20 protein-coding genes are annotated in these 24981 nt (G+C 70.6%); 7 read left to right on the forward strand and 13 right to left on the reverse strand.

What is annotated here, in order from left to right:
* Position 1: 1 nt before the first annotated feature.
* Both GTZ93_RS14405 and GTZ93_RS14410 read right to left on the reverse strand, forming a co-directional pair.
* Positions 2–1138, reverse strand: coding sequence for a THUMP domain-containing class I SAM-dependent RNA methyltransferase (locus tag GTZ93_RS14405; RefSeq protein WP_139917029.1), 1137 nt, complete (start codon positions 1136–1138; stop codon positions 2–4).
* A complete protein-coding gene (locus GTZ93_RS14410; protein WP_139917031.1) occupies positions 1135–3738 on the reverse strand; it encodes a response regulator in 2604 nt (867 codons plus the stop codon). Before GTZ93_RS14410 ends, GTZ93_RS14405 begins: the two co-directional genes overlap by 4 nt.
* A gap of 404 nt (positions 3739–4142) precedes the next feature.
* Between GTZ93_RS14410 and GTZ93_RS14415 the strand changes: the two genes are divergently transcribed.
* Both GTZ93_RS14415 and GTZ93_RS14420 read left to right on the forward strand, forming a co-directional pair.
* Complete coding sequence (locus GTZ93_RS14415) at positions 4143–5180, forward strand: fatty acid desaturase family protein (RefSeq protein ID WP_257979085.1); 1038 nt, start codon at positions 4143–4145, stop codon at positions 5178–5180.
* Positions 5181–5544: 364 nt separating this feature from the next.
* Positions 5545–7710, forward strand: a complete 2166-nt coding sequence (locus tag GTZ93_RS14420; RefSeq protein ID WP_139917034.1) for a glycosyl hydrolase family 18 protein — start codon at positions 5545–5547, stop codon at positions 7708–7710.
* Positions 7711–7784: 74 nt separating this feature from the next.
* Here GTZ93_RS14420 and GTZ93_RS14425 read toward each other — a convergent pair whose 3' ends face one another.
* On the reverse strand, positions 7785–8534 hold the full coding sequence (locus tag GTZ93_RS14425) for a lysophospholipid acyltransferase family protein (RefSeq protein ID WP_139917036.1): 750 nt from the start codon (positions 8532–8534) through the stop codon (positions 7785–7787).
* A gap of 244 nt (positions 8535–8778) precedes the next feature.
* Between GTZ93_RS14425 and GTZ93_RS14430 the strand changes: the two genes are divergently transcribed.
* Complete coding sequence (locus GTZ93_RS14430) at positions 8779–9672, forward strand: ferredoxin reductase domain-containing protein (RefSeq protein WP_139923826.1); 894 nt, start codon at positions 8779–8781, stop codon at positions 9670–9672.
* A gap of 4 nt (positions 9673–9676) precedes the next feature.
* On the opposite strand, the gene GTZ93_RS14435 is transcribed toward GTZ93_RS14430, so the two are convergent.
* From GTZ93_RS14435 to GTZ93_RS14445, 3 genes are all read right to left on the reverse strand, one after another.
* Positions 9677–10528, reverse strand: a complete 852-nt coding sequence (locus tag GTZ93_RS14435) for an alpha/beta fold hydrolase (protein WP_257979558.1) — start codon at positions 10526–10528, stop codon at positions 9677–9679.
* Positions 10529–10955: 427 nt separating this feature from the next.
* Positions 10956–11735 (reverse strand): class I SAM-dependent methyltransferase, encoded by a 780-nt coding sequence (locus GTZ93_RS14440; protein WP_390624875.1) that lies wholly within the window; start codon positions 11733–11735, stop codon positions 10956–10958.
* Between the two features lie 164 nt (positions 11736–11899).
* Complete coding sequence (locus GTZ93_RS14445; protein ID WP_120577099.1) at positions 11900–12460, reverse strand: NifU family protein; 561 nt, start codon at positions 12458–12460, stop codon at positions 11900–11902.
* 140 nt (positions 12461–12600) lie between these two features.
* Between GTZ93_RS14445 and GTZ93_RS14450 the strand changes: the two genes are divergently transcribed.
* The 4 genes from GTZ93_RS14450 (at position 12601) to clpA (ending at position 16940) form a co-directional block, all read left to right on the forward strand.
* Positions 12601–13041, forward strand: coding sequence for a hypothetical protein (locus GTZ93_RS14450; protein ID WP_120577100.1), 441 nt, complete (start codon positions 12601–12603; stop codon positions 13039–13041).
* Between the two features lie 63 nt (positions 13042–13104).
* Entirely contained in the window at positions 13105–14265 is a 1161-nt protein-coding gene (locus GTZ93_RS14455) for a GNAT family N-acetyltransferase (protein WP_139923204.1), read from the forward strand.
* A 62-nt stretch (positions 14266–14327) separates the two neighbouring features.
* Entirely contained in the window at positions 14328–14654 is a 327-nt protein-coding gene (locus GTZ93_RS14460; protein ID WP_120577101.1) for an ATP-dependent Clp protease adaptor ClpS, read from the forward strand.
* A gap of 3 nt (positions 14655–14657) precedes the next feature.
* A complete protein-coding gene (gene clpA, locus GTZ93_RS14465) occupies positions 14658–16940 on the forward strand; it encodes an ATP-dependent Clp protease ATP-binding subunit ClpA (protein ID WP_139923202.1) in 2283 nt (760 codons plus the stop codon).
* A 71-nt stretch (positions 16941–17011) separates the two neighbouring features.
* Here clpA and GTZ93_RS14470 read toward each other — a convergent pair whose 3' ends face one another.
* The 7 genes from GTZ93_RS14470 to GTZ93_RS14500 form a co-directional block, all read right to left on the reverse strand.
* Positions 17012–18631 (reverse strand): methyl-accepting chemotaxis protein, encoded by a 1620-nt coding sequence (locus tag GTZ93_RS14470; RefSeq protein ID WP_120577103.1) that lies wholly within the window; start codon positions 18629–18631, stop codon positions 17012–17014.
* 97 nt (positions 18632–18728) lie between these two features.
* Positions 18729–19796, reverse strand: a complete 1068-nt coding sequence (locus GTZ93_RS14475; RefSeq protein ID WP_161662817.1) for a chemotaxis protein CheB — start codon at positions 19794–19796, stop codon at positions 18729–18731.
* The gene (locus GTZ93_RS14480; RefSeq protein ID WP_121753861.1) at positions 19793–21970 is read right to left on the reverse strand and encodes a hybrid sensor histidine kinase/response regulator; all 2178 of its coding nucleotides are present in this window, start codon (positions 21968–21970) and stop codon (positions 19793–19795) included. The genes GTZ93_RS14475 and GTZ93_RS14480 overlap by 4 nt, the downstream gene beginning before the upstream one ends.
* Positions 21960–22505 (reverse strand): chemotaxis protein CheW, encoded by a 546-nt coding sequence (locus tag GTZ93_RS14485; RefSeq protein WP_120595268.1) that lies wholly within the window; start codon positions 22503–22505, stop codon positions 21960–21962. The genes GTZ93_RS14480 and GTZ93_RS14485 overlap by 11 nt, the downstream gene beginning before the upstream one ends.
* Complete coding sequence (locus tag GTZ93_RS14490; protein ID WP_139918956.1) at positions 22502–23734, reverse strand: CheR family methyltransferase; 1233 nt, start codon at positions 23732–23734, stop codon at positions 22502–22504. The genes GTZ93_RS14485 and GTZ93_RS14490 overlap by 4 nt, the downstream gene beginning before the upstream one ends.
* A complete protein-coding gene (locus GTZ93_RS14495) occupies positions 23731–24597 on the reverse strand; it encodes a response regulator (RefSeq protein ID WP_120577108.1) in 867 nt (288 codons plus the stop codon). The genes GTZ93_RS14490 and GTZ93_RS14495 overlap by 4 nt, the downstream gene beginning before the upstream one ends.
* A gap of 4 nt (positions 24598–24601) precedes the next feature.
* Positions 24602–24979: a response regulator gene (locus GTZ93_RS14500; protein ID WP_120577109.1), complete on the reverse strand. Its 378-nt coding sequence runs from the start codon at positions 24977–24979 to the stop codon at positions 24602–24604.
* Between the last annotated feature and the right edge of the window lie 2 nt (positions 24980–24981).

The following is a 24981-nucleotide window of genomic DNA, read 5'->3' on the forward strand; positions in this document are numbered from 1 at the left end:
CTCAGCCGCCCGCCAGCACCAGCAGACAGCGCAGCCCGCCGTTCTTTACCTGGAGCTGCCTCGCGCCCTTCAGTCCCAGCGCCGCCACGAGCTTCGGATCCTCGGGGACGATGAGCGCCTTGCGCCAGTCGCGGAATGCGCCGTTCAACGTCGCGCCCAACGCGCGGTAGAGGTCCGGCAGGTCCTCCGTTTCGCCCACGCGCTTGCCGTAGGGCGGGTTGGCCACCACGAGCCCAGGTGCGTCCGGCGGGGCCTTCAGCGTGCGCAGATCATGCCGCTCCAGCGTCAGCGTCACGCCCGCGCGTCTGGCATTGCGCCGTGCCGTGCCCAGCGCGCCCGCGTTGAGGTCGTATCCGCGCATGGGCGCGCGAGGCTCCGCCAGCCCTTCCGCTTCCGCTTCCGCGCGGCGGTGCGCCCAGGCCGCCTTGTCGTAGGACGGGAAGGACTGGAACGCGAACGTGCGCAGCAGGCCCGGCGCGCGGCGCTGGGACATCCACGCGCCCTCCACCAGGAACGTGCCCGAGCCGCACATCGGATCCACCAGGGGCACGTCACCCGCGTAGCCCGCGAGCCGGAGGATGCCCGCGGCCAGCGTCTCGCGCAGGGGCGCGCGGCCCACCTCCTGCCGGTAGCCGCGCTGGTACAGGGGCGCTCCGGACGTGTCCACGCTCACCGTCCAGCGCTCTCCTTCGCCGCGCACCAGCAGCGTGAGCTCCGGCCCCCCACCCTCCTCGTCCAGGTGTCCCGCGACCGTCACCTCGCACGGGTCCCAGGCCACGGCCGCGGACTCCAGCACCACGGCGGGCCCCGGGGCCACGGAGCGGTGCAGTGTCACGGACAGCCGCAGTGGCACCTTGCCGTCCCAGACGCCCGCCATGGGCAACGCTTGCAGCCCATGCACCAGCGCGTCCGCGGTGGGCGCCGTGAAGGTGCCCAGGCGCAGGAGCACGCGGCTCGCGGTGCGCACGCGCAGGTTCGCCGTCTGGTGCAGGCCGGACGGGCCCTCGCACTCGATGCCGCCCTCCGCGCGCCGGAAGGACAGCCCCAGCTCGCGCGCCTCCGACTCCAGCGCGGGCTCCAGGCCCGGCAGCGTGGACACGTAGATGGACTCGCCCGTCCGGGCCTGAGCGTCCGTCACGCCGACCGCGTCCGTGCGGAGGAACCCGCGTCCATCGCGGCCTGCTCCAACGCGCGCTCCATCTGGTTCAAGTCATACGGCTTGGGCAGCAGCACCACACGCTCCAGCGCCTTGCCGTCCTCGGCCGACACCGCGCGCGAGTCTCCGGAGGCAATGATGATTCGCAGGGCTGGATACAGCCGCACGGCCTCGCGCGCCAGCACCACGCCGGACTTGCCCGGCAGCGTCACGTCCGTGAAGAGCAGGTCGAAGGCATCCTTCGCCAGCGCCTCGCTCGCCGCCTCCGCGCTCTCCACCGCGAGCACGGTGTGCCCCAGGTCCGTCATCAGCTCGGACGCGGATTCGCGGATGTCCGCGTCGTCCTCCACCAGGAGGATGCGCAGCGCACCGTTCGCCTTCGCCTCCACGGGAGCGGGCGTGGGCGCGCGGTACGGCTTCGCCGCCAGCCGCTGCTCGCGTCCGCGAAGGAGCACGCGAATCTTTCGCGCCAGGTCCTCGCGCCGGTACGGCTTGGACAGCAGGCTCACGCCTGGATCCAACCGGCCGCCGTGCACGATGGCGTTCTCCGTGTAGCCGGACGTGAAGAGCACCTCGATGTCCGGCAGGTGCGCCTTCGCCAGCCGCGCCAGCTCCGGGCTGCGCACCGGCCCCGGCATCACCACGTCCGTGAAGAGCAGGTCCACCGGCAGGCCGCTCTGGATGACCGCGAGCGCGCTCTGGCCGTCGTGCGCCTTGAGCACGCGGTAACCCAGCTCCGTGAGCACCTCCACCACCGTGGCCCGCACCGCCGCGTCGTCCTCCACCACGAGGATGGTCTCCGTGCCGCCCTCCACCGGCCCCGTACCGGTCTCCGCCGGCTGCGCCGCCGCCTGGAAGGTGCGCGGCAGGTAGATCTTGATGGACGTGCCGTGGCCCAGCTCGCTGTAGATTTTGACGTGGCCGCCGGACTGCTTCACGAAGCCGTACACCATGCTCAGGCCCAGGCCCGTGCCGCGCCCCTCCGGCTTGGTGGTGAAGAACGGCTCGAACGCGCGCTGCATCACCTCCGGCGTCATGCCGGAGCCCGTGTCGGAGATGGCCAGCAGCACGTACTGCCCCGCCGTCACCTCCGGGTGCATCATCGCGTAGTGGTCATCCAGCATCGCGTTGCCGGCCTCGATGGTCAGCTTGCCCCGGCCGTCCATGGCGTCGCGCGCGTTGATGGCCAGGTTGAGGATGACGTTCTCCAACTGGTTGCGGTCCACGGACGTGTTCCACAGCCCGCCCGCGATGACCGTCTCCACCTCCACGTCCTCGCCCAGCGCGCGGCGCAAGAGGTCGTCCATGTCCCGCACCAGCCGTCCCAGGCTGAGCGCCGTGGGCGCCAGGGGCTGCCTGCGCGCGAACGCGAGCAGCTGCGACGCCAGCCGCGCCCCGCGCTCCACCGCGCCCAGCGCCGTCTCCAGACGCCGCTGCGCGCGCGAGTCACCCACCGTGTCGCGCTGGAGCAACTGGAGGTTCCCGCTCACCACCTGGAGCAGGTTGTTGAAGTCATGCGCCACGCCGCCGGTGAGCTTGCCCACCGCCTCCATCTTCTGCGCCTGGAGCAGCGCGGCCTCCGCCTGGCGGCGCTCCGCCTCGCTCTCCTCCAGCGCCCGCGTGCGCGCGCGAACCAGCTCCTCCAGGTGGTCGCGGTGGCGGGCCAGCTCGTCCTCCGCCCGCTTCTGCGCCGTCATGTCGTGGCCCTGGACGAAGATGCCGGAGACGCTGCCGTCCGCCTCGATGACGGGCTGGTAGACGAAGTCCAGGAAGGCCTCCACCAGCGGCCCCCCGGGCTCGCGCTGCACCTGCACGCGCATGCCGTGCCCGACGAAGGGCTCGCCGGTCGTGAACACCCGGTCCAACAGCTCGAAGAAGCCCTGCCCGGCCACCTCCGGCAGGGCCTCCCGCACCGTCTTGCCCAGCAGGTCCCGGTGCCCCACGAGCTGAAGGTAGGAGCGGTTGGCCAGCTCGAACACGTGCTCCGGCCCCTTCAGCGAACACATGAAGCCCGGCGCCTGTTCGAACAGGCGCCGCAGGTGCCGGCGCTCGTCGTCCAGCACCCGGTTGGCCTCCTGCACCGCCTGGGCGCGCGCGAGCACTCCGCTCATCAACTGCGTCCGCGGCCCGCCCCCATCCAGTGACGTCTCCGGGCCGCGCACGGCCTGCTTGAGCTGATGCAGCTCCGTCACGTCCATCGTGTGCTGGAGGATGAAGGCCACCTCGCCCCGCCCGTCCAGGAGGGGCGTGTGCGTGGCGCTCCAGTAGCGCTCCTCCAGCACCACGCCGCCGTCCGTCTGGCGAGGCACCCGGTAGGGAATGATGGCCAGCGTGTCCGGCACCCGCTCCGTCAGCACGCGGCGGAACGAGTCGCGCAGCATCCGGGTGCTGGCATTGGCCGGGTCGTCCGGGTCGTGCGGGAACGCATCGAAGGGGGTGCGCCCGACCAGGTTCTCCAGCCGGCTGGCGGTCACCCGCAGGTAGGCCGAGTTCGCGGTGACGTACCGCAGCTCCCGGTCCAGCAGCATGTAGGGATTGGGCGACAGCTCGAAGAGCGTCTGGAAATCGAAGGGTGCCTGCATCCATTCACGGGGAGGTCCAGCAACCTCCCCGCCTTTCCTGGGGCCGCCGCGAACGCGGAAAGGGGTTCCCGTCCAGTGTACGGACATCCCCTCCATCGCACCGGTCAAAAGGCGGTGGGCCCCCGTCTTCCCGGGCGCCAGGCCTCCCTGGGGGCAGCCTTCTGGACACCACTCAACATCTGTCCCACCCAGGCACCCATTGGACCTGCCACATCCGTCCGGGCTGTAAGACTGAGCGGGTCTTTCAGACCTCTCAATTCCCATGTTATGAGATTATTACCGCCAAGGCGGTGTAGTCCCACATGAACCGGGGTGTGCGGCAGGGGGTCGCCTTGGACGGGGGAGGAAACGACCTCCCGGCCTTCCGCCAGAGCGCTCGCGCCCGGCAGGAGGTCTGTCCCCAGATGCTCGCCGTTCCAGAATCGTTGTCGCTGGATGACTCGGAAGCGGTCACCTCCCGTGCGTTTGACCGTCGCGCCTTGACGGCGTCGGTGAGGGAGCTGTCGATGGTGACCAACGCGCGCGGCCTGTGGGCGGTGACGCGACAATGGCTCATCATCGCGCTGTCGGTGGCGTTCGTGGTGCAGGTGGACCGGTGGTGGGCGTGGGTGCTTGCCGCGGTGGTCATCTCCACGCGGCAGCACGCGCTTTTGAGCCTGGTGCACGAAGCCTCGCACCACCACCTGCTCACGAACCGCAAGACCAATGACGTGCTGGCGGACCTGCTGTGCGCGTTCCCCATGAACATCACCACGGAGGGCTATCGCAAGGAGCACGCGGAGCATCACCGCTATGTCAACACGGAGAAGGACCCGTACTGGCGCACGGCGCAGCGCGACCATGCGTGGATGTTCCCGCGCACGCGCTGGGGCATGGCGCGGGTGCTGCTGGGGGACATGGTGGGCTTCTTCACTCCGTCCCACGTGCGCATCATGATTCCCTGGTCCTATACGGGCCGCGCGATGGGCAAGGGTGGCCCGCCGCCGTCCCGCGCGGAGCACATCCGCTACGCGCTGTGGCTCACCGGCTTCATCACCTTCCTCACGCTCACGGGCGGCTGGCTCCACTACCTGCTCTTGTGGTCCATCCCGTCGCTGACGCTGATGATGATGGCCTTCCGCGTCCGCGCGGTGGTGGAGCACCCCTTCACCGCCGCCACCCCGGATGAGACGCACGAGACGCGGGACGTGGCGGCCGCCACCTGGTTCGAGCGCTTCTTCATCGCGCCCTTCAACGCCAGCTACCACCTGTCCCATCACCTCTTCCCGTCCGTGCCCTACTACCACCTGCCCGCGCTGCACGAGCGGCTCAAGCAGACGAACCTCTACCGCCCCGGGGAGAATCATTTCCAGACGTACCTGGGCGGGGAGACGAGCGCGTGGAGCTTCCTCACGTCGCTGGGCAGGAATGAAGGCCGTGTTCCATTACCTGTGAAGGATTGAAGCCGAACCCATCACGGCACGGCTTGCTTTCCCCTGGAGGCGCCCCCGTGGCGCCTCCAGGCGTGGGAAGGGCCCGCCCGCCCCAGCCGTCACCAGGCGTGTTTCCCTCTGAAGCCAGACGCCCGCCGCGCCGCTGACACAGCGGCCTGCCGTCCTGGCGACGTGCCGAAACACCCCACCCCATGGCTTGAACACAGACGATGAATCGCGGTGTTTCTCGCCCTGCGATTCGCCAGGTCCCCCCTTGCACGTCCGCCAATCCAGGCGCGGCGACAGGGCGACCGGGGGACCCCTGCCACGCGCCGCGAGCAGGGGGATGCGGTTCCCCCGGCCCCGCTCTTTTCACCTGGCAGCAGGAGAGAACTTGAGAAGGCAGCTCATTGGGTTCCTCGTGGCGTTGGGCGCCATGCACACCGGCTGCGGTGGCGCGCCGGACTTCACGTCCACCGCGGGCGACGACGACTCGCTGGGGAATTCCGGGGACGCGCTCGCGAGCGCGACCACGATGTTCGACGACGCGCTCGGCTCGGGCTGGCAGGACTGGTCCTGGGCGACGCACAGCCTCAGCGCGACGAGGCCCGTGTACGCGGGCACCCGTTCCATCTCCGCGACGTTCGGCCCCTGGACGGGCCTGTACTTCCACCACGCGGGCGTGCCCACCACGGGCCAAGGCTTCGTGGAGCTGCAGGTGAACCCCGGCGCGACGACGAACCCCGCGCTGGCGCTCTACGCGAGCGTGGGCGGCGTGGCGAAGTCGCCCGTGGCGCTCAACCCCACCTGTACGGGCGGCACGCTGAAGGCCAACACGTGGACGCTGTGCCGCATGCCGCTCTCCACGCTGGGCGCGGCGAACACGACGCTGGATGGCCTGGTGGTGATGGAGAACGCGGGCCGCTCGCTGCCCGTGATGTACCTGGACAACGTGCGCCTGGCGGCGGGCACCACCGCGCCTTCCGCGCCCACGGCCCTGAAGGCCACGGGCTCCGCCACGGACGTGGCCCTCACCTGGGGCACGGTGACGGGCGCTTCCGGCTACCACGTGTATCGCGCCACGTCGCAGACGGGCACGTACACGCGGCTCACTTCCTCCGCACTCACCGCCGCGTCCTACAAGGACACCAGCGCGGCCGTGAACACGACGTACTGGTACGCCGTCACCGCGCTGAACGCGGCCGGTGAGAGCGCGAAGTCCGCGGCGGTGTCCGGCAAGCGGACCTCCACCACGGGCGTGAGCGTCAGCGTCACCCCCGCCAGCGTGACGCTGTCGCGAGGCGGCGTGCAGACCTTCACCGCGCTGGTGACGGGCAACACCAACACGGCCGTCACCTGGAGCGTGCAGGAAGGCGTCACCGGCGGCACCGTCACCACCAGCGGCACGTACACCGCGCCCCAGACGGCGGGCACGTACCACGTCGTGGCCACGAGCAAGGCGGACACGACGAAGAAGGCCACGGCGGACGTGGTGGTGACGGGCCCGGTGGGCAACACCAACAAGTGGGTGTCCGGCTACTACACGGGCTGGAACGCGGATGACTACCCGCCGGAGAAGGTGGACTTCAGCGCGCTCACGCACATCATGGTGGGCCGCGTGACGCCGAACACGGACGGCACGGTGGACGCCATCTTCGACAACTCGAATGGCTCCGCCATGGCGAAGACGCTCTCCACCCGCGCGCACGCGGCGGGACGCAAGGCCATCATCATGGTGGGCGGCGCGGGCGAGCACGCCAACTGGGTGGGCGCTGCCTCTTCCGCCAACCGGGAGAAGTTCGTCCAGAACCTGCTCAAGACGATGGACGACCACGGCTACGACGGGCTCGACATCGACTGGGAGCCGGTGGAGGAGGCGGACAAGCCGAACCTGCTCGCGCTGGTGCAGCGGCTGCGTCAGGTGCGGCCCAACATGCTGCTGACGTTCCCCATTGGCTGGATCAACAACAACTTCGCCACGGACGCGTCGCTCAAGTGGTACCCGCAGCTGGCCCAGTACCTGGACCAGGTGAACGTCATGTCCTACGAGATGATTGGCGTCTGGGGCGGCTGGGATTCGTGGTTCACGTCCGCGCTCAAGGGCGAGTCCGGCACCCACCCGACCTCCGTGGAGTCCAGCCTCAAGGCCTGGGTGGCCGCGGGCATCCCCAAGGAGAAGCTGGGCATGGGCATCCCGTTCTACGGCCTCGCGTGGCGGCACATCACCGGCCCGCGCCAGCCCTTCACGGACTGGTCCGACTACGTGGGCGGAGACAACTCCTTCACGTACAAGAAGATCCTGGCGCTCTCCAAGACGGGCACGCTCCAGTGGGACGCGGCGGCGCAGGCCAACTACGTCACGTTCAACACGCCGGTGGAGGACGGCACGGTGCGCTGGATTACGTACGACGGTCCGGAGGCCATCCAGGCCAAGGGCCAGTACGCCAAGGCGAACGGCTACGGCGGCACCATCATCTGGACCATCAACCAGGGCTGCACCGACCCCGCGACGGGCACCAACCCGCTGCTCACCGAGGTCAAGAAGGCGTTCCTCCAGTAACCGGGATGGCCTGAAGACAGACGGCCGCGTGGGCACCCGCCCGCGCGGCCGTTTTCGTTGCAGCGTGACGCGGACTACGCGGAGGGCGGCACGGCGGAGGGCGGAGCCGTGGGGGCCACCGGCTCCGGGCCACCTGCATAGACGCCCTGGTACGCGGGCGGCAGCAGCGCGGCCACCCGGCGCATCATCGCGTCCACCAGCGCCTGGCGCGTGTCGGAGGAGCCGGACACCTCCGGCTCCAGGTCCGCCATGCGGAACGCGGGCCCGAAGGTCACGGTGACATCGGCGTGGAAGAGCCGCTCGCCGCCCATGTCGGAGTCGTTGATGGGCATCAGCTTCTCCGTGCCCGTGAGCGCCACCGGGACAATGGGCACGCCCGCGCGCTTGGCGATGAGCCCCACGCCCTTCTTCGCCTCGAGCAGGCCTCCGGAGCGGCTGCGGCCCCCTTCCGGGAAGATGAGGACGGACTGGCCGCCCTTGAGCAGCTCCACGCAGCGGCGCAGCGCTTCGATGTCCGGCGAGTTGGGCGTGATGTCGATGGTGTCCATCGTCTCCGCCGCCAACCGGGTCATCACGGTGCCGTGCAGCTTCACGCCCGCCAGGAAGACGACGCGCCGGGGACGCAGCGCCCGGTAGAGCGTGAAGCCGTCCGCGTTGGACAGGTGGTTGCAGATGAAGAGGCAGGGGCCGTCCGGCAGGTCCTTCAGGCCGTACACCTTCGCGTGGGACAGCCGTCCCCACACGCCATGCATCAGGCCGCGCACGACGTGGCGGCGCAGGCCGTAGGGGAGCAGCGACATCAGGGCGAAGAGAAGTCGAAGCACGGGCCGGCCCACGTCCTTTCCGGGTGCCCCTGGTCAACAGGGGGAGCGATGGCTGGACGTCCTTCTAGAAGATGTAGTCCCGCCCGGTGGGGTGGGTCAGCGGTCCTCCCTGAGCGCTGGCCCGCCCGCCCGCCCTTTCGTCATCCAGCCAACGAAGTGCCGGCCCCGCGGGCCCGGTGCGCAGGACGCGCCGCCCGCGAGCCCGTCCGCGCGGCCCCGCACCCTGCGTGTTATGGGGAGGCGCATGAGCGTTGAAGCCACGCCCTCCCGAGCGAAGCGGCCCGTCGAGTACGAGGCCACCGTTACCGGCCTCCGGATGGAGACCCACGACACGGCGACGCTGTCGCTGGAGCTGCACTCGGGGGCGGGGCCGCTCGACTACAAGGCAGGCCAGTTCATCAACATCGACCCGCATCAGTTCCGGGCGCTCTCGCAGCAGTGCGCGTACCTGCAGGAGCAGAAGGGGCGCAAGGAGCCGCCGCGCTCGTACTCGCTCGCCTCCGCGCCGCACGAGCGGCACGTGGCCATCACGGTGAAGGACGAAGAGTTCATCCCCGGCGTCACCCGCTACCCGCCGCTCCTGTCGCCCCTGCTGGTGCACGGGCGGCTGGTGGGCGCGAAGCTGAAGGTGACGGGCTTCATGGGACCGTACGTGCTGCCGGACGACGTGACGGAGCGGGCGGACCACGTGCTGCACGTGGTGGCGGGCTCCGGCGCGGTGCCGAACTTCTCCATCGTGAAGGACGCGCTGCACCGCGGGCTGAAGCTGCGCCACACGTTCCTCGCGTCCAACAAGACGTGGGGGGACATCCTCTACCGCGAGGAGCTGGCCGCGCTGGAGCAGGCGGCGCCGGACCGCGTGCGGGTGGTGCACACGCTCACGCGCGAAACGGATGAAGCGAAGTACGGCCCCCAGGTGCGCAAGGGCCGTGTCGCGGAGGCGCTCCTGCGCGAGCTGATTCCGGCGCCTGACACCTGCATCGTCTACGTGTGCGGGCCCGCCATCACCCCGTGGGACCGGCGCAAGGCGCTGGAGACACGCACGCCCGCCACGCCGCGCTTCATGGAGGCGGTGCTGGGCCACCTGCACGAGCTGGGCATCCCGGACAAGCGCATCAAGCGCGAGGCCTACGGCTGACGCATCAGTGCGTCGTGACGTCCTCGGGAGGCAGCTCGTCCAGGAACGTCAGCACCCGCTCGGCCGTCTCGCGGGGCTTCTCCATGGGGAACAGGTGCGAGGCGAGCGGCAGCGAGTCCACCCGCGTGCGCTTCATCTCCTGCTCCGCCCGCGCCAGCGCGTCGGGCAACAGCGTGTCGGAGCGCTCGCCGCGCAGCACCAGCGTGGGCGTCGTGTTGTCGCGGATGAGCTTCCATGGATCCGCGGGGACGGTCTCGAAGATGCGGGCCTCCCACTCGCGCGGGAAGCGCAGGCGGAAGTCGCCCGCCTCCGTGGGCACCAGCCCGTGCGTGATGTAGTCGCTGAAGCAGTCCGCGTCCCAGTCCTTGAACAGCTTGCGCTGGCGGTACGCGGTGGCCGCCTCCTCGCGCGTCGCCCAGCGGTCCCTCCGCCGCAACGCGCCCTGCACGATGGAGGAGCGGTCCATGCGGCCCAGCAGCTTCATCAGGCGCAACGCCCACAGCCGGGACCCGGTGATGAGCACGGGGTCCAACGCCACCACCGCGCGGAACAGCCCCGGGTTCGCGGCGGCGGCCATCAACGTGCTCGTGCCGCCCACGCTGTGCCCCACGCCCAGCACGCCAGAGCGCCCCCGCGCCTTCAGCTCGCGCGCGAGGTCCTCGCCCAGCTCCTTCCAGGTCGTGAGCGCCTTCGGGTCCTGGCCCGGCACCAGCGGCCGCATGCGCAGCGACACCACGTGATAGCGGGTCGCGAGCCGCGCGAAGAGCTTCCGGTACGTCTCCGGAGGAAAACCGTTCGCGCAGGCGAAGTGCAGGAGCGGCCCGCTCCCACCCCAGTCATCCAGCTCCAAGGCCATGCCCCTTCCCATCAACACCCTCCACCGCGTCGCTGCGGAGGGACTTCAAGGCTCGTCCCACTCGTATCCGGTGCCCTGACGGCCACCGGCCGGCCCCATCCCGGGACGAGACTCCGTACCCCGACATTCAGACACCGCGAACGCCGCCCTGGGTCCTGCCGCCGAGCCCGACCTCCGGCATCGACGTCATCCTGACCGGTACCCCTGACGTGCCCACGTCCTCCGACATTCACCCGGACGCGTCCTCAAGGAACCCGGGCCTCTGGAATGTCGTCCCGTGCGCATCGCACGGACGGAGGGCATGTAACGCCTGCCCGGCCGTCTCGCACGGCCAGGTCGGCAGTCCTTCCCGGTACGGGGGAACACGCCTCCCCCTCCCGTGAGGTCACCTGCCCCACCCTACGGTCCAGGTGGGGCCCGCTTGCGTTCAGGATTCGGACGGCGACGCGGGCGCTGCGTCCGGCGTGGGCTCCGGAGCCGGCTCCGCTTCCGACACGGGCTCCGACGCCGACTCCGCCTCCGCGCCACCACCGGCAGCGCCCGCGGGCTTGATGCCCAGCAGCCGCGTCAGCCGGGGCTGCACGCCCGTCTCCGCCAGGAGCGCCTGGAGCTGAAGCCGCGCGCGCCGGTTGTCCCCGTGCACCCGCCGCCCGAGGATGAGCTCGTTCTTCAACGAGTGCTCCCACCCGGTCAGCTCCGTCACCGTCACCTGGTAGCCGTACGCCTCCAGCGTCAGCGCGCGGATGACGTTCGTCAGGTGAGAGCCGAACTCGCGCCGGTGCCACGGGTGCTGGAAGAGCAGCGACATGGAGCCGGCCGGCTTCGCCTTCTTCTCCTTCAGCTGCGCCGCCACCTCCGCCTGACAGCACGGCACCACCGCCACGTGGTCCGCGCCGTGCTTGATGGCCGCCACCAGCGCGTCGTCCGTGGCCGTGTCGCACGCGTGCAGCGCCATCAGCACGTGGATGCGCTCCGGGTACTCCGCCGCGTCGATGTGCGCCGTCTGGAAGCGCATCCGGTCGAAGTGCAGCCGCTCGGCGCGGCCCTTCGCGCGCTCCGTCAGGTCCGGCCGCCCTTCGATGGACAGCAGCTCACCGCCCGCCGCGTCCTTCAGGAACAGCTCGTAGACGACGAAGCCCAGGTACGCGTTGCCGCTGCCCGCGTCCACCACCAGCGGGTTCGCGTGGCGCGTCTGCACGTCCTCCATGGCGGGCCGCAAGAGGCCCACCAGGTGGTTGACCTGCTTGAGCTTGCGCAGCGCGTCCGCGTTGAGGTTCCCCTCGCGCGTGAGCAGGTGCAGCTCGCGCAGGAGCGCTTGGGACTGGTCCGGAAGCAGCTCCTTGCGGACCTGCGGTGCCTTGACGTTGCGTCTCAGACGGACACCACTTCGGTGACCTCCGGGATCATCTCCCGGAGCCGGCCCTCGATGCCCATCTTCAGCGTCGCCGTGGACGACGGGCAGCCCGCGCACGAACCCTTCATGTGCAGGTACACGATGCCGTCCTCGAAGCGGTCCAGCGTGATGTCACCGCCGTCCTGCGCCACGGCCGGGCGGATCTCCTCGTCCAGGATGACCTGGATGCGCTGCTCCACCGTGCCGTCCGCGGACACCGTCTGGCGCGCCGCCGCGACGGCCGCCTCGTCCACCACCGGGAGGCCTTCCGACAGGTGCGTGTCCAGCGTGGACATCACGGAGTCGTTGAGCTCGTCCCACTCGCCGGACTCGCCCTTCGTCACCGTGACGAAGTTCGTGCCCAGCATCACCGCCGTCACGCCCTGGATGTCCATGAGCCGCAGCGCCAGGGGCGACTTCGCCTGCGCTTCGTCTCGGTTGGTGAAGTTCACGGCGCCACCGCCCAGCAGCTTGCGGTCCACCACGTACTTCAGCGTGCTGGGGTTGGGGGTCCACTCGAGCTGGATGTTCACTGACATGCTGTTCTCCCTACGAAAGTCCGCTTCCTCTAAAGGGCGCCGGGCCCCATAGCAACCTGTCCGGCTGTCAGGCAAACGCCTCGCGCTGGCCATTCACTCCGGATGGAGCCCCGCCCGCCACCGATGTAAGACATGGCCCCATGCCCTACCCGCCCCGCCTCGCCCACCTGGCCACCAAGGCCGTGGTGGTGGCCAAGCTGAGCCCCACCTACGCGGACGCCCACCGCGTGGACGCCGAGGAGGCCTCCCAGCGCCTCTCCACCGCCCTCTCCGGGCGCCTGCTGACCTCCCTCCTGGAGGCCACCTGGACGCAGATGCTCGGGGGCACGAAACGTCTCAAGGAAGAAGGCCTCCTGGAGAAGGTGGCCGCCACCCTGAGCGACCGGCCCCAGCGGCCGGGCAAGGTCGCCAACGTGACGGCCGGGTGGAGCGCCTTCCTCATCCTGGTGGACCTGGAGGTGGGCACCGCCAGCGACGCCGCCCGCCGGGTCATGGAGTCCGACGAGGGCCGCAAGCGCGCCGCCGCGGGGCTCACGGAGGTCGCCGGCTTCCTCGCCCAGGAGCTCACGCGCGGCAAATAGGGCGGCCCGCCGGTCGTGGCGGCAGCCGCCACCCGCCGTTATAGGCTGGCGCTCGCCACGTCCATGTCCGCCTCGCTCCCCACCACGCTGCGCCTGCTCACGTCCATCACCGACGTTCCCGCGTCGGCATGGGACGCGCTCGTGGACCCGGGGTCGGTGCCGTTCCTGGAGTGGGGCTTCCTCGCCGCCCTGGAGGAGAGCGGCAGCGTGGTGCCCGAGCGAGGCTGGCACCCGCGCCACCTCACCCTGTGGCGGGGCTCACGCCTGGTCGCCGCCGCGCCCGCGTACCTGAAGGACGACAGCCACGGCGAGTTCGTCTTCGACGCCGCCTGGGCCACCACCGCCGAGCGCGCGGGCATCCGCTACTACCCCAAGCTCGTCCTGGGCGTGCCCTTCACGCCCGCCACCGGCCGCCGCGTGCTGGTGGCCCCCGGCGAGGACGCCCCGTTCCGCGAGGCGGAGCTGTACAACGCCGCGCTGGAGTACGCGCGCGCGGAGGGGCTCTCCAGCGTCCACGTCCTCTTCCCCACCCCGGAGGAGCTGCCGGTCCTGGAGGCGCAGGGCTACGCGCTGCGCCTGGGCGTGCAGTACCTGTGGCGCAATGCGGGCTACCAGACGTTCGAGGACTTCCTCGACCGCTTCCGCTCCAAGCGGCGGCACCAGATTCAGCGGGAGCGGCGCGAGGTGGAGGACCAGGGCATCACCCTGCGGACGCTCCGGGGCGACGCGCTGGACGAGGTGGACGCGGCCTGTGCCCACCAGCTCTACGTCTCCACGGTGGACCGCTATCCGTGGGGCGTGCGCTCGCTGACCGAGGACTTCTTCGCCCGCCTGCTCGCCGGCTTCAAGCACCGGTGCGAGTTCGTGGAGGCCCGGCGGGAAGGCCGCAGGGTGGCGGGGGCGTTCAACTTCACCGGGCCGAGCACGCTATACGGCCGTTATTGGGGTGCGTTCGAGGAACATCCGTTCCTGCACTTCAACGTGTGCCTCTACCACCCGGTGGAGGACTGCATCGCCCGGGGCCGCGAGCGCTTCGAGCCCGGAGCAGGCGGCGAGCACAAGCTCACCCGGGGTTTCGAGCCGCACCTCACGTACAGTGCGCATCTGTTCCTTCACCCCGGCCTGGACCGGGCGGTGCGCGGCTTCCTGGCGCACGAGCGGGCAGCCGTCGAGAGCGGCCTGCCACTGTGGTGGGCGGAGACGGGTTTCAAGGAGCGGGTCTGAAGCGGTTTCAAGCAGGGCCCGCCAATGGTTCGCGAAGCGAAGGCAAGGGAGTCCGCAAGCCCATGGCTCAGAAGCACCAACACGATGACGGCCAGGTCGTCACGGAGGCCGTCCCCAAGCAGAAGCTGAAGAGGCCGACGCTCTACAAGGTCCTCCTGCACAACGACAACTACACCACGCGCGAGTTCGTCGTGGCCGTGCTCAAGGAGATCTTCCACAAGTCGGAGACGGATGCCGTGCAGATCATGATGCACGTTCATTACAACGGCATCGGTGTGGCGGGCGTTTATACCTACGACGTCGCCGATACGAAGCTCAAGACAGTGGAGGCCGCGGCGAGGGACAACGGGTTCCCCCTGCGGCTGTCCATGGAACCCGAGGAAGGCTGAACCGTGGCAGGACCATCGATTGCCAAAGAATTGCAGGCCAGCTTCCGCACCGCGCTCGACGAGGCGCGGAAGATGCGCCACGAGTACCTGACGCTGGAGCACCTGCTCCTGGCCCTCACCCGTGAGTCACGCACCCGCGAGGTGCTCAAGGGCTGCGGCGCGAACGTCAAGCGCCTGCAGGAGAACCTGACCTCCTTCCTGGAGGAGACGGTCGAGCGCCTGCCTGACGACGTGGACGCCGAGCCTCAGCAGACCATCGGCGTGGAGCGCGTGCTCCACCGCGCCGCCATGCACGCGCTGTCCGCGGAGCAGAAGTACATCGACGGTGGCGACGTGCTGGTCGCCATGTTCCGTGAAGAGGAGAGCCACGCGCTCTACCTGCTGCAGCAGGAGGGCGTCACCCGCCTGGACCTGCTCAACTTCATCTCCCACGGAACCACCAAGGACGGCGAGTCCGAGGGCGAGCCGCGCGCTACGCCCGCCGGTGACGACGACGACGGCGAGTCCCAGAAGAAGAGCCCGCTGGAAGCGTACGCCGTGCAGCTCAACGTGGAGGCGAAGGCGGGCCGCATCGACCCGCTCATCGGCCGCGACAAGGAGCTGGAGCGCACCATCCAGGTGCTCTGCCGCCGCCGCAAGAACAACCCGCTCTACGTGGGTGAGGCCGGCGTGGGCAAGACGGCCATCGCGGAAGGCCTGGCACTCCACATCACGGAAGGCCGCGTGCCGGCCGCGCTCAAGGACGCGGTCGTGTACTCGCTGGACATGGGCGCGCTGCTCGCGGGCACCAAGTTCCGCGGCCAGTTCGAGGAGCGGCTGAAGGGCGTGCTCAAGGCGCTCCAGGAGCTGCCGGACGCCATCCTCTTCATCGACGAGATCCACACCATCGTCGGTGCCGGCGCCACGAGCGGCGGGTCCATGGACGCGTCCAACCTGCTCAAGCCCGCGCTGGCGTCGGGCCGGTTGCGCTGCATTGGCTCCACGACGTTCCAGGAGTTCAAGGCGTCCTTCGAACGCGACCGCGCGCTGTCCCGCCGCTTCCAGAAGATTGAGGTGGACGAGCCCAGCGTGGAGGACACCGTCAAGGTGCTGGAGGGCCTGCGCAGCCGCTACGAGGAGCACCACCACGTGAAGTACGGCGAGGGTGCGCTCCAGGCGGCGGCGGAGCTGGCGGCCAAGCACATCAACGACCGGTTCCTGCCGGACAAGGCCATCGACGTCATCGACGAGGCCGGCGCGGCCGAGCGGCTCAAGCCGGAGGGCGTGCGCACGGGCGTGGTCTCCGCGCACGACGTGGAGCAGGTCGTCTCCAAGATGGCCAAGATTCCGGCCAAGAGCGTGTCCGCGAGCGAGGGCGTCCAGATTCAAAACCTGGACAAGGAGCTCAAGGGCGTCATCTACGGGCAGGACAAGGCCATTGAAGAGATGGTGGGCGCCATCAAGCTGTCGCGCTCCGGCCTGCGCGCGCCGGAGAAGCCCATTGGCAGCTTCCTCTTCTCCGGCCCCACGGGCGTGGGCAAGACGGAGCTGGCGAAGCAGCTGGCGCAGAGCCTGGGCGTGGAGTTCCTCCGCTTCGACATGAGCGAGTACTCCGAGAAGCACACGGTGAGCCGGCTCATTGGCGCGCCTCCGGGCTACGTGGGCTTCGACCAGGGCGGCCTGCTCACGGACGCCGTGCGCAAGCACCCGTACGCGGTGCTGGTGCTGGATGAGATTGAGAAGGCCCACCCGGACCTCTTCAACATCCTGCTCCAGGTGATGGACCACGCGACGCTCACGGACAACAACGGCCGCAAGGCGGACTTCCGCAACATCATCCTCATCCTGACCACCAACGCGGGTGCGCAGGAGATGAGCACCAAGGCCATGGGCTTCGGTGACACCAGCGTGGTGGTGGACGGCTCGCGGGCGAAGAAGGCCATCGAGCGCACCTTCACGCCGGAGTTCCGCAACCGGCTGGACGGCTGGATTCTCTTCTCCGGCCTGCCCCCCGAGGTCATCCTCAAGGTCGTGGACAAGGAAGTGCGCCTGCTCCAGAAGGTGCTCGACGAGAAGAAGGTCAAGCTGGAGCTCACGCCCGCCGCCCGCGCGTGGCTGGCCGAGCACGGGTACGATCCGGCCTTCGGTGCGCGCCCCATGGCGCGGCTCGTGGACAACACCCTCAAGAAGCCGCTCGCGGAGGCCCTGCTGTTCGGCTCCCTCAAGAGCGGCGGCGTGGCCCGCTTCGACGTCGTGGACGACGCGGTGAAGCTCCAGGCGGAAGCCACCGAGGCCGTGCCGGCTTAAGGCGCCGCGAGGCCCTGAAACATCCGAGGCCCCGGGCCCCCTTCATGGGGACTCGGGGCCTTCGTGTTTCCCTACTCCGCCTTGGACTCGACCTTGTACGCGCCCACGGCGCTGGAGAGCTGCTCGGAGATGATTTGCAGCGTGGTGGCCGCCTCACCGGTGGAGCCGATGCGGGCCACGGTGTCGTCCATCATCTTGGACAAGTCATTCACCGCCAGGGTGATTTGATTGATGCCCACGTTCTGCTGATTCACCGCGGCGGCGATCTGCCGGACGGCGGCGGCGTTGTCCTGGACGATGGAGGACAGCTCGCGCAGGTTCTGCCCGCTGTCGCGCACCTGCGCCAGGCCCGCCTCCATCCGCTCCGCGCCGCGCTCCGTGATGCGCACCGCGGCGGTGACGGAGTTGGCGATGTCGTCCAGCAGCTCCCGCACCCGCGTGGTCGCCTGGATGGACTGGTCCGCCAGCGCGCGGATTTCACGCGCCACCACGCTGAAGCCCTTGCCGTGCTCACCGGAGCGCACCGCTTCGATGGCCGCGTTGAGCGCGAGCATGTTGGACTGGTCCGCCAGGTCCTTCACCGTCTGGGTGATGCCGCCAATCTGGCGCGTGCGCTCGCCCAGCTCGAGAATCTTCTCCGCGATTTCGCCCACCTGCGCGCGGATGTCGTTGAGGCCCGCCATCGTCTGCTCGATGGAGGCCTCGCCCGCCCTGGCCAGGGTGTCCGCGCGCTCGGCGACGCTGAGCACGCTCTCCGCCTTCTGCGCGGCCAGCGTGGACGTCTGCTTGATTTCCTGCGCCGTCACCTGCGTCTCCTGCAGCGCGGCGGCCTGGCGGGAGATGGTCTGCGCCTGCTCGGTGGAGGACGCGTTGAGGTGGTCCGTGGACTGGGTGAGCGCGGTGGCGGCGTGCTGGAGGTTGACCGTCACCTCTCGCAGCTTGCCCACCATCTGGGAGAAGGAGTTGGCCAGCCGCCCCACCTCGTCGTTGCCGCGCGCACGGATGTCGCGGGTGAGGTCGCCGGACGACACGATGTGGCCCGCCACGGACGTGAGCTCCGCCAGCGGCCGCACGATGCTCCGGCCGAACAGCGCCGCCAGCACCACGCCGCACGCCTCCAGGAGGAGCGCGAACAGCAGCATCTCCCAGCGCAGCGCATCCACTCTCGCGTCGATGAACTCGCGCGCCATGCCCACGTGCACGGTGCCCAGCCGCCCCTTCTCCGCCACGGCCGCGGACACGTCCAGGGCGCGCAGCGTCTTGCCACCGCGCAGGATGCGCACCTCCGGCACCACGCGAGTGCGGCCCGTGCCCATGCCGGGCTGCGCGTCGAGCGCGGCCTTCAGGTTCTCCGGGAACGCGCCCTGGAACGAATGCACCAGCACGAAGCCCGTGGGGTCCTGGATGAAGATGTAGGCCAGGTCCTCGCGCTCGCGGAACGTCTCCAGCAGCGGCTGGAGCGAGCCCATGCCCGCGGACACGCCCTGCTCCGCCGCGATGGCCAGGCTCAGCGCCACGGCCTCGCCCTCACTGGCGTGGCGCTCCTCCAGGTTGGACTCCAGCTGGCGGGTGGCGATGAGGGTGAGCAGCAGCGCCACGGAGGCGCTGATGACGGCCGTGACGAGCACGAACTTCGGCGCGAGCCCGAGCCCGCGCAGGAAGGAGACGGGGAGCGCGGTGGCTGGCTTCAAGGGAGGACTCCAGGGGTGGCGTCCTCAAGCGGCCAACGGTCGGCCAGGTGACGCCAGGAACAACGCAGGCGACTGCGGTTCGTAGGTGGGAAACGGCTCACCGGGGCCCCCCCTCCGGGCCACGGGCAGGACGGAACGACGGACGCTGACAGCTCTGCAGGATGAGGTCCGCCACCAGCGCCAGGGGCGTGCCCCCGTCGGTGGCCTTCAACTCCACGGCGGCGCGAGGCATGCCGTAGACGACGCTGGACGCCTCATCCTGCGCCAGGGTGACGCCTCCGGCCTGGCGGATGGCCAGCAGGCCCCGCGCGCCGTCCTCACCCATGCCGGTGAGCACGCCGCCGCCGCTGCGCCGGCCGTACGCCATGGCCAGCGAACTCAAGAGCACGTCCCCGTTGGGACACGGTCCGCCGGTGCTGCGCTGCAGGCGCGCCAGGCCCACGCTGTCCACCAGCAGGTCGTGGCCATCCAGCGGGAAGTACACGCGGCCCGGCTCCAGCCGCTCGCCGTCGCGTGCCACGCCCACCTGGAGCTCGCACACCTGGGACAGCCAGCGCACCATGCCCTGCGTGAAGCCCACGGTGATGTGCTGCGCGACGAGCATGGGCACCGGCAGGTCGCGGGGCAGCTTGGACAGCACCTCCGCCAGCGCGGGAGGCCCACCGGTGGACGCGACGATGCCGAACACGTCCACCCGCGCCCCGCTGGGCACGGGCGGCGGCGCCACGACGCGCGGACGGCGGGAGATGACCGGCACCTCCGCCATCAGGCACACGGAGTGGGCCAGGTCCCGGCCCCAGCGGCGCAGCTCCTCCGCGTTGGTGACGTTGGGCTTGCCGATGAGCTCCAGCGCTCCGGCGCTCATGGCTTGAAAGCCCAGGTCCACGCCGCGCTGCTCCGCCACGGCGCTCACCACCAGGATGCGCGCGGGGGCCTGGGACATGATGTGGCCGATAGCCGCCGGACCATCCAGGCCGGGCAGCAACAGGTCCATGGTGATGACGTCCGGGCGCAGCAGGCGCGCCAGCTGCACGGCGCGGTTGCCGTCCCCCGCCCGGCCCACCACTTCAATGCGCGGCTCCTCCGTGAGCAGCGCGGTAAGGGTGTTGGCCATGGTGGGCGAGTCATCCACCACGAGCACGCGAATGGGCTTCTTCGAGCTCACGCGCGGCTCCCCCTGCGGCTCATCACGTCCAGAACCTCCGCGAGCAGGCGGCCCGCGGCGCACTCGCGCTTGCTGAGGAAGCCGTCCGCTCCGGATGCCAGGCCCCGCTCGCGCGCCACGGTGGTGTCGTGCGCGGAGACCAGGATGACGGGCAGCGTGTGCGTGTCCTTGCGCTCGCGAAGCCGTGCGATGAGCTCGATGCCGTCCATCTCTTCCATGTCCAGGTCGCAGATGACGACGTCGTAGGTGTCCGCCTGCAGCCGCTCCAGCGCCCGCGCCCCGCTGGCCGCCAGGTGCACCTGGAAGCCGCCGGCCTCCAGCATCGCCCGGTGCAGCGCGCGCGCGGTGAGCGAGTCATCCACCACCAGCGCCCGCCGGCTCACCGCGGACACCGTCACCTTCTCCGAATCCGACACCACCCAGTCCGGCCGGAGGATGAGCAGCAACTCCCCCCGGCTGAGCGTCGCCGCGCCCTGCCAGGCCGCCACGTCGCGCACCTCCGACGGCAGCGGGCGGATGACCAGGTCCCGGTCCCCCACCACCGCGTCCACGCCCAGCGCCACGCGCTTGCCGCCGCTCTGCACGATGAGCAGCGGCTGGCCTTCCGTGGGCGGAGACGACGCGCGCAGCCCCAGCCGCGCGCCCAGGTCCACCACCGGCAGCAGCTGCCCCTGGTGTTCCAGGTGCGTGCGGCGCTTGCCCACGCGCAGCATGTCCGGGCGCGCCAGCTGCGTGGACTCCACCGCCAGCATGGGCAGGCCCACGAACTGCTCCAGCGCGCGCACCATCAGCACCGGAGAGCTGCCCAGGTCCACCGGCAGGGTCAGCACGAAGCGCGTGCCCTGCCCGCGCGTGCTGGACACCTCGATGCGGCCCTGCAGCGACTCCACCGTGGCGCGCACCGCGTCCAGGCCCACGCCGCGCCCGGAGGTGTCCGTCACGTCCGAGCGCGTGCTGAAGCCCTCGCGGAAGATGAGCTCGCGCACCTGGTTGTCGTTGAGCCGCGCCACCTCTTCCGCGGTGACGAGTCCGCGCTTCTCCGCGGCCTTGCGCACCTGCGCCAGGTCGATGCCGCGCCCGTCGTCGCTCGCCTCCAGGTACAGGAGGTTGCCCTGCTGCTCCACGCGCAGCGTGAGCGCGCCCTCGTGGTGCTTGCCGGCCTTCTCGCGCTCGGCGGGCATCTCCAGGCCGTGGTCCACGGCGTTGCGCAGGATGTGCACGAGCGCGCCCTGGAGCTTCTCCAGCAGGCGCCGGTCCAGCGACACCTCCGCGCCCACCACCGACAGCCGCGCTTCCTTCCCCAGCTGGCGCGACAGGTCGCGCACCATGCGCTGCAACGGGTCCAGGATGGTGCGCGTGGGGCGCGTGGTGATGGCCTTGAGGCCGTCCTCCAGCGCGTCCACGACGTCGCTCGTCTCCTCGCCGTCGGTGCGCAGGGAGCGGCCCGTACCGGACAACAGCGTGCGCGCCTCCGCGGTCTCCGCCAGCAGGCCCTGCTTCGCGAGCAGCGTGGACACCCGCTCCAGCTCCCGGCTGCGCTCCTCCACCCGCAGGCGAACCTCGCGCAGGCGCTCCACCTCGCGCATCAGCGACGTCACCTGGTTCGCGCTCACGCGCCACCCGGCGTCGGAGGACTCCCCCGTGGGCTCCGGAGAGAACAGCGCCTCGGCCGGGACAGGCGGGGTGCCGGCCGCGGAGGGCGGGCCACCAGCCACGACAGGCTGCGCCTGAGCGAAGGCGCCCCCCGGCAGCACCGCGGCCTCCTCCGGGGGCGGCGCGGCGGCGACCAGCTGGGCCAGCGCGGCGGCGGGGTTCGGCAGGTCGTCCCCGCGTCCGTCCGCGTGCGCCTGGGCGCGCAGCATGAAGAGGTCCAGCCCGTGCAGCAGCACGTCCACCACCGGGCGCGGCATCTTCTGCGTGTGCGCCTTGAGCGGCGCCAGCGCGTCCTCCAGCTTGTGGGCGATGTCGCCCAGGTCCTGGAGCCCCAGCGACGAGGCGCTGCCCTTCAGGGTGTGCAGGTGACGGCCCAGCCGCGTGTAGATTTTCGCGAGCGCGTCGTTCTCCAGCCCCTCGCGCTCCAGCTCCAGCAGGTCCATGGTGACCTTCTGGATGACCTCCTGGGCCTCCACCGCGAAGCCCGCCACCAGCGGCTGCAGCATCGGATCAACGGGCATGGCGCACTCCCCCGTCGGACCGGCCGAACAGGCGCTTCGGGTCGATGAGGTGGATGAGCTGCCGGTCGTGGGTGAAGACCTCCACCACCGGCCCCTCCGCCCGGGCGCGCGCGGCCTCCACGGACGCGAGCGGCAACGTCGTGGGGCGCGGAATCGCCTCGCAGTCGAGCGCGCACAGCTCGCCGTCGCCCCGGTCCACCACCAGGAGCACGGCCGGGTCCTGCCGCCACCCGTGGCCGCCCAGCAGCGACGCCAGGCTCAGCGCGGACAGCACCTGGCCCTGGAAGCGCAGCACGCCAATCACCGCGGGCGCGGACAGCGGCACCGGCGTCACCATGCGCAGGGGCAGCGCGGCGCGCAGCGACTCCAGCGGCAGCGCATAGCGCTCCTCGCCCAGCGGGAACTCGGCGATCCAATGGACCGCCTCCTCCACCGTCGACTCGCCCTGCTCGCGCAGGCGCGCGGCCCGGCGTGCGAGCAGGTCCCGCGTCTCCGACTCCAGGGTCTCGTCCACCACCAGCGGCGTCCCCTTCATTCCAGCGCCCCCAGATTCAGGTAGGCGTCAGCGGACGCCAGATAGAAGCGCGCGGGCAGCGCCTCCGGTCCATCCACCAGCGTGTCCGGTGGCAACTGCCCCGCCCGCGTGCGCAACGCGCGCATCAGCGGGAAGGCCGCGTCACGGGCTCCCGCGCGCTCGCGCAGGAGCGCCAGCTCCAGGAGGCCCGGCAGGTAGTCCGGCGCCTGCTTCACGAGCAGCTCCAGCACCGCCGTCGCCCCGGCCACGTTGCCCTCTTCAATCCGCTCCAGCGCCTGCAGGTGCATCCGCGAGGGCGAGGGCGGAGGGACGGGCGGCGGCGTGGGTGACACCGGCATGGGCGCGGACAGCCGACGGGGCGCGGGCGTCATGCGCGGCGCGAGCACGGGCTGCGCCACGGGCAACTGCGCGAAGGTGCGCTCCTCCGGGCGGGGCTTGCGGAAGGCCTGCAGCTCCGGAGGCCCCTCGCGCGTGAGCCCCGGCGGCGTGCGGTCCACCTCCACCGTGCCCAGGAACATGAGGCCCCCCGGCACCAGCGCCCGCGCCAGGTGGACGATGGCCGCGTCGCGCGCGGACGGAGAGAAGTAGGTGAGCACGTTGCGGCAGAGGATGAAGTCGAACTGCCCGAAGCGCTCCGGCAGCGGCGCCAGCAGGTTCGCCGGCGCGAAGCGCGTCACCTTGCGCACCTCCGGGAGGATGGACACCTGCCGCCCGTTGTGGAGCTCGTAGACGGGGTGCAGCGCGGGGGCGGACTCGCGCCGGGACCACGCGCCGTAGGTGCCACGCCGCGCGGCCTCCAGGCTGGCCTCGTGCAGGTCCGTGCCCACCACCTCCACCGGCATCCCCGGGGGCGCGCACGCCAGCAGGCACGCGCCCAGCGAATAGGCCTCCTCGCCGGTGGCGCACCCGGCGCTCCAGCCGCGCAGGTGCATGGCGCCGTGGCGCAGCGCCGTCGGAATGCCCTCGTGGGTGATGTAGCGGAAGTGCTCCGGCTGGCGGAAGAAGTACGTCTCCCCGACCAGGACCGCGCGCACCAGCGTGTAGGCCAGCGGCGAGCCCAGCTGCTGCAATTCGCTCAGGACCTCCGTGGGCACGCGCCCCCGGGCCAGCTCCGCCCGCAGCACGCGCTCCACCGCCTCCTGGGCGATGGCGTCGTCCCGGAAGCCGGTGGTGTCCGCCACCACTTCCCGGGCACGGGCCAGAAGCCTCGGGTCGAGCCCCGCACTCATGCGCTCCGCTCTTCCTCCACCGGCGCGAGCAGCGCGGGCAGGTCGCGCAGGAGTCCCCGCGTGATGAACACCTTCGGATCCAGGATGGGCAGCGCGCGGCCACCCGTGCGCAGCATGCCCACGAGCCCTTCCTGCAGCAGGCCGTGCTCGGCGCCGCCCACCTTCTCGCGCCGGTCGATGTCGCTCGCCTGGAACTCCTCCGGGTCCTTCACGGTGTCCACGGTGAGCGCCAGCGACACGCCCTCCGTTTCAATGACCACCAGCATCCGCTCCGCGATGGACACCTTGTGCTGCACGCCCAGCCGCAGCGCCACGTCCAGCACGCACACCGCCTGGCCGCGCAGCTCCACGTACTCGCGCAGGTACGACGGCCCCGTGGGCAGCGGCCGCGTCAGGGGCTGCAGCAGGACCTCCTTCACGGAGTCCAGCGGCACGGCGAACTCGCGCTCGCCCACGTTGAGCCGGAGGATCAGCATGGCCCCGGAGCGCGAGCGCCGGCGCGCGTTCTCCAGCGCCTCGCCCACGCGCAGGAGCAGCTCGTCCGCGCGGAAGGGCTTGGCCAGGAACGCCTCCGCGCCCAGCCCCAGGCACGCCTCCGCGCGCTGCTTCTCCGATGAGATGATGATGACCGGGATGTCCGCCGTGCCCGAGTCCGCCTTCATCCGCTGGAGCACCTCGTCCCCGTCCATCTCCGGCATGGACAGGTCCAAGAGCACCGCCGCCGGGTGCAGCCGCCCCACCTTGTCCAGCGCCTCACGGCCGTTGCTGGCCGTGTGGATGGTGTAGTGCCCGGAGAGGATGGCCCGCTCCAACGCCAGGATGGCGTCGCTGTCATCCACCAGCAGCAGGGTCGGCAGACTCACGGGTTCAGCCCCCGCTCAGGAACTGACGCACCGTCTTGGTCAGCTCGTCATGCGACACCGGTTTCTGGATGAAGGCGTTGGCCCCCGCCGCCGAACCGCGCTGGCGCAGGTCCTCTCCCTTCTCCGCCGTCAAGAGGATGACCGGCACCTTCTGCACCTGCGGCTGCGCGCTGGCGCGAACCTCCTTCACGAAGGTGATGCCATCCATGTTCGGCATGTTGATGTCGGCGATCACCACGCTCACCGGCACCAACCGCAAGAGCTGCAACGCGCGCTGCGCGTCCTCCGCCTCCACGATGCTGACCTTGAGGTTCATCAGGTAGATCTTGAGGATGTTGCGGACGGTCGGACTGTCGTCCACCAGCAAGACGTTGGTGCTCACTG

Source organism: Corallococcus exiguus, assembly GCF_009909105.1.
Lineage (GTDB): Bacteria > Myxococcota > Myxococcia > Myxococcales > Myxococcaceae > Corallococcus > Corallococcus exiguus.

Bases quoted from the DNA above. Each gene is read 5' to 3' on its own strand.
- GTZ93_RS14460 (WP_120577101.1), top strand. From the start codon at position 14,328: ATGGCTCAGAAGCACCAACACGATGACGGCCAGGTCGTCACGGAGGCC.
- GTZ93_RS14445 (WP_120577099.1), bottom strand. From the start codon at position 12,460: ATGTCAGTGAACATCCAGCTCGAGTGGACCCCCAACCCCAGCACGCTG.
- GTZ93_RS14440 (WP_390624875.1), bottom strand. From the start codon at position 11,735: ATGGAGGACGTGCAGACGCGCCACGCGAACCCGCTGGTGGTGGACGCG.
- GTZ93_RS14490 (WP_139918956.1), bottom strand. From the start codon at position 23,734: ATGAGTGCGGGGCTCGACCCGAGGCTTCTGGCCCGTGCCCGGGAAGTG.
- GTZ93_RS14430 (WP_139923826.1), top strand. From the start codon at position 8,779: ATGAGCGTTGAAGCCACGCCCTCCCGAGCGAAGCGGCCCGTCGAGTAC.
- GTZ93_RS14450 (WP_120577100.1), top strand. From the start codon at position 12,601: ATGCCCTACCCGCCCCGCCTCGCCCACCTGGCCACCAAGGCCGTGGTG.
- GTZ93_RS14410 (WP_139917031.1), bottom strand. From the start codon at position 3,738: ATGCAGGCACCCTTCGATTTCCAGACGCTCTTCGAGCTGTCGCCCAAT.
- GTZ93_RS14435 (WP_257979558.1), bottom strand. From the start codon at position 10,528: ATGGCCTTGGAGCTGGATGACTGGGGTGGGAGCGGGCCGCTCCTGCAC.
- GTZ93_RS14455 (WP_139923204.1), top strand. From the start codon at position 13,105: ATGTCCGCCTCGCTCCCCACCACGCTGCGCCTGCTCACGTCCATCACC.
- GTZ93_RS14415 (WP_257979085.1), top strand. From the start codon at position 4,143: ATGCTCGCCGTTCCAGAATCGTTGTCGCTGGATGACTCGGAAGCGGTC.
- GTZ93_RS14485 (WP_120595268.1), bottom strand. From the start codon at position 22,505: ATGAAGGGGACGCCGCTGGTGGTGGACGAGACCCTGGAGTCGGAGACG.
- GTZ93_RS14480 (WP_121753861.1), bottom strand. From the start codon at position 21,970: ATGCCCGTTGATCCGATGCTGCAGCCGCTGGTGGCGGGCTTCGCGGTG.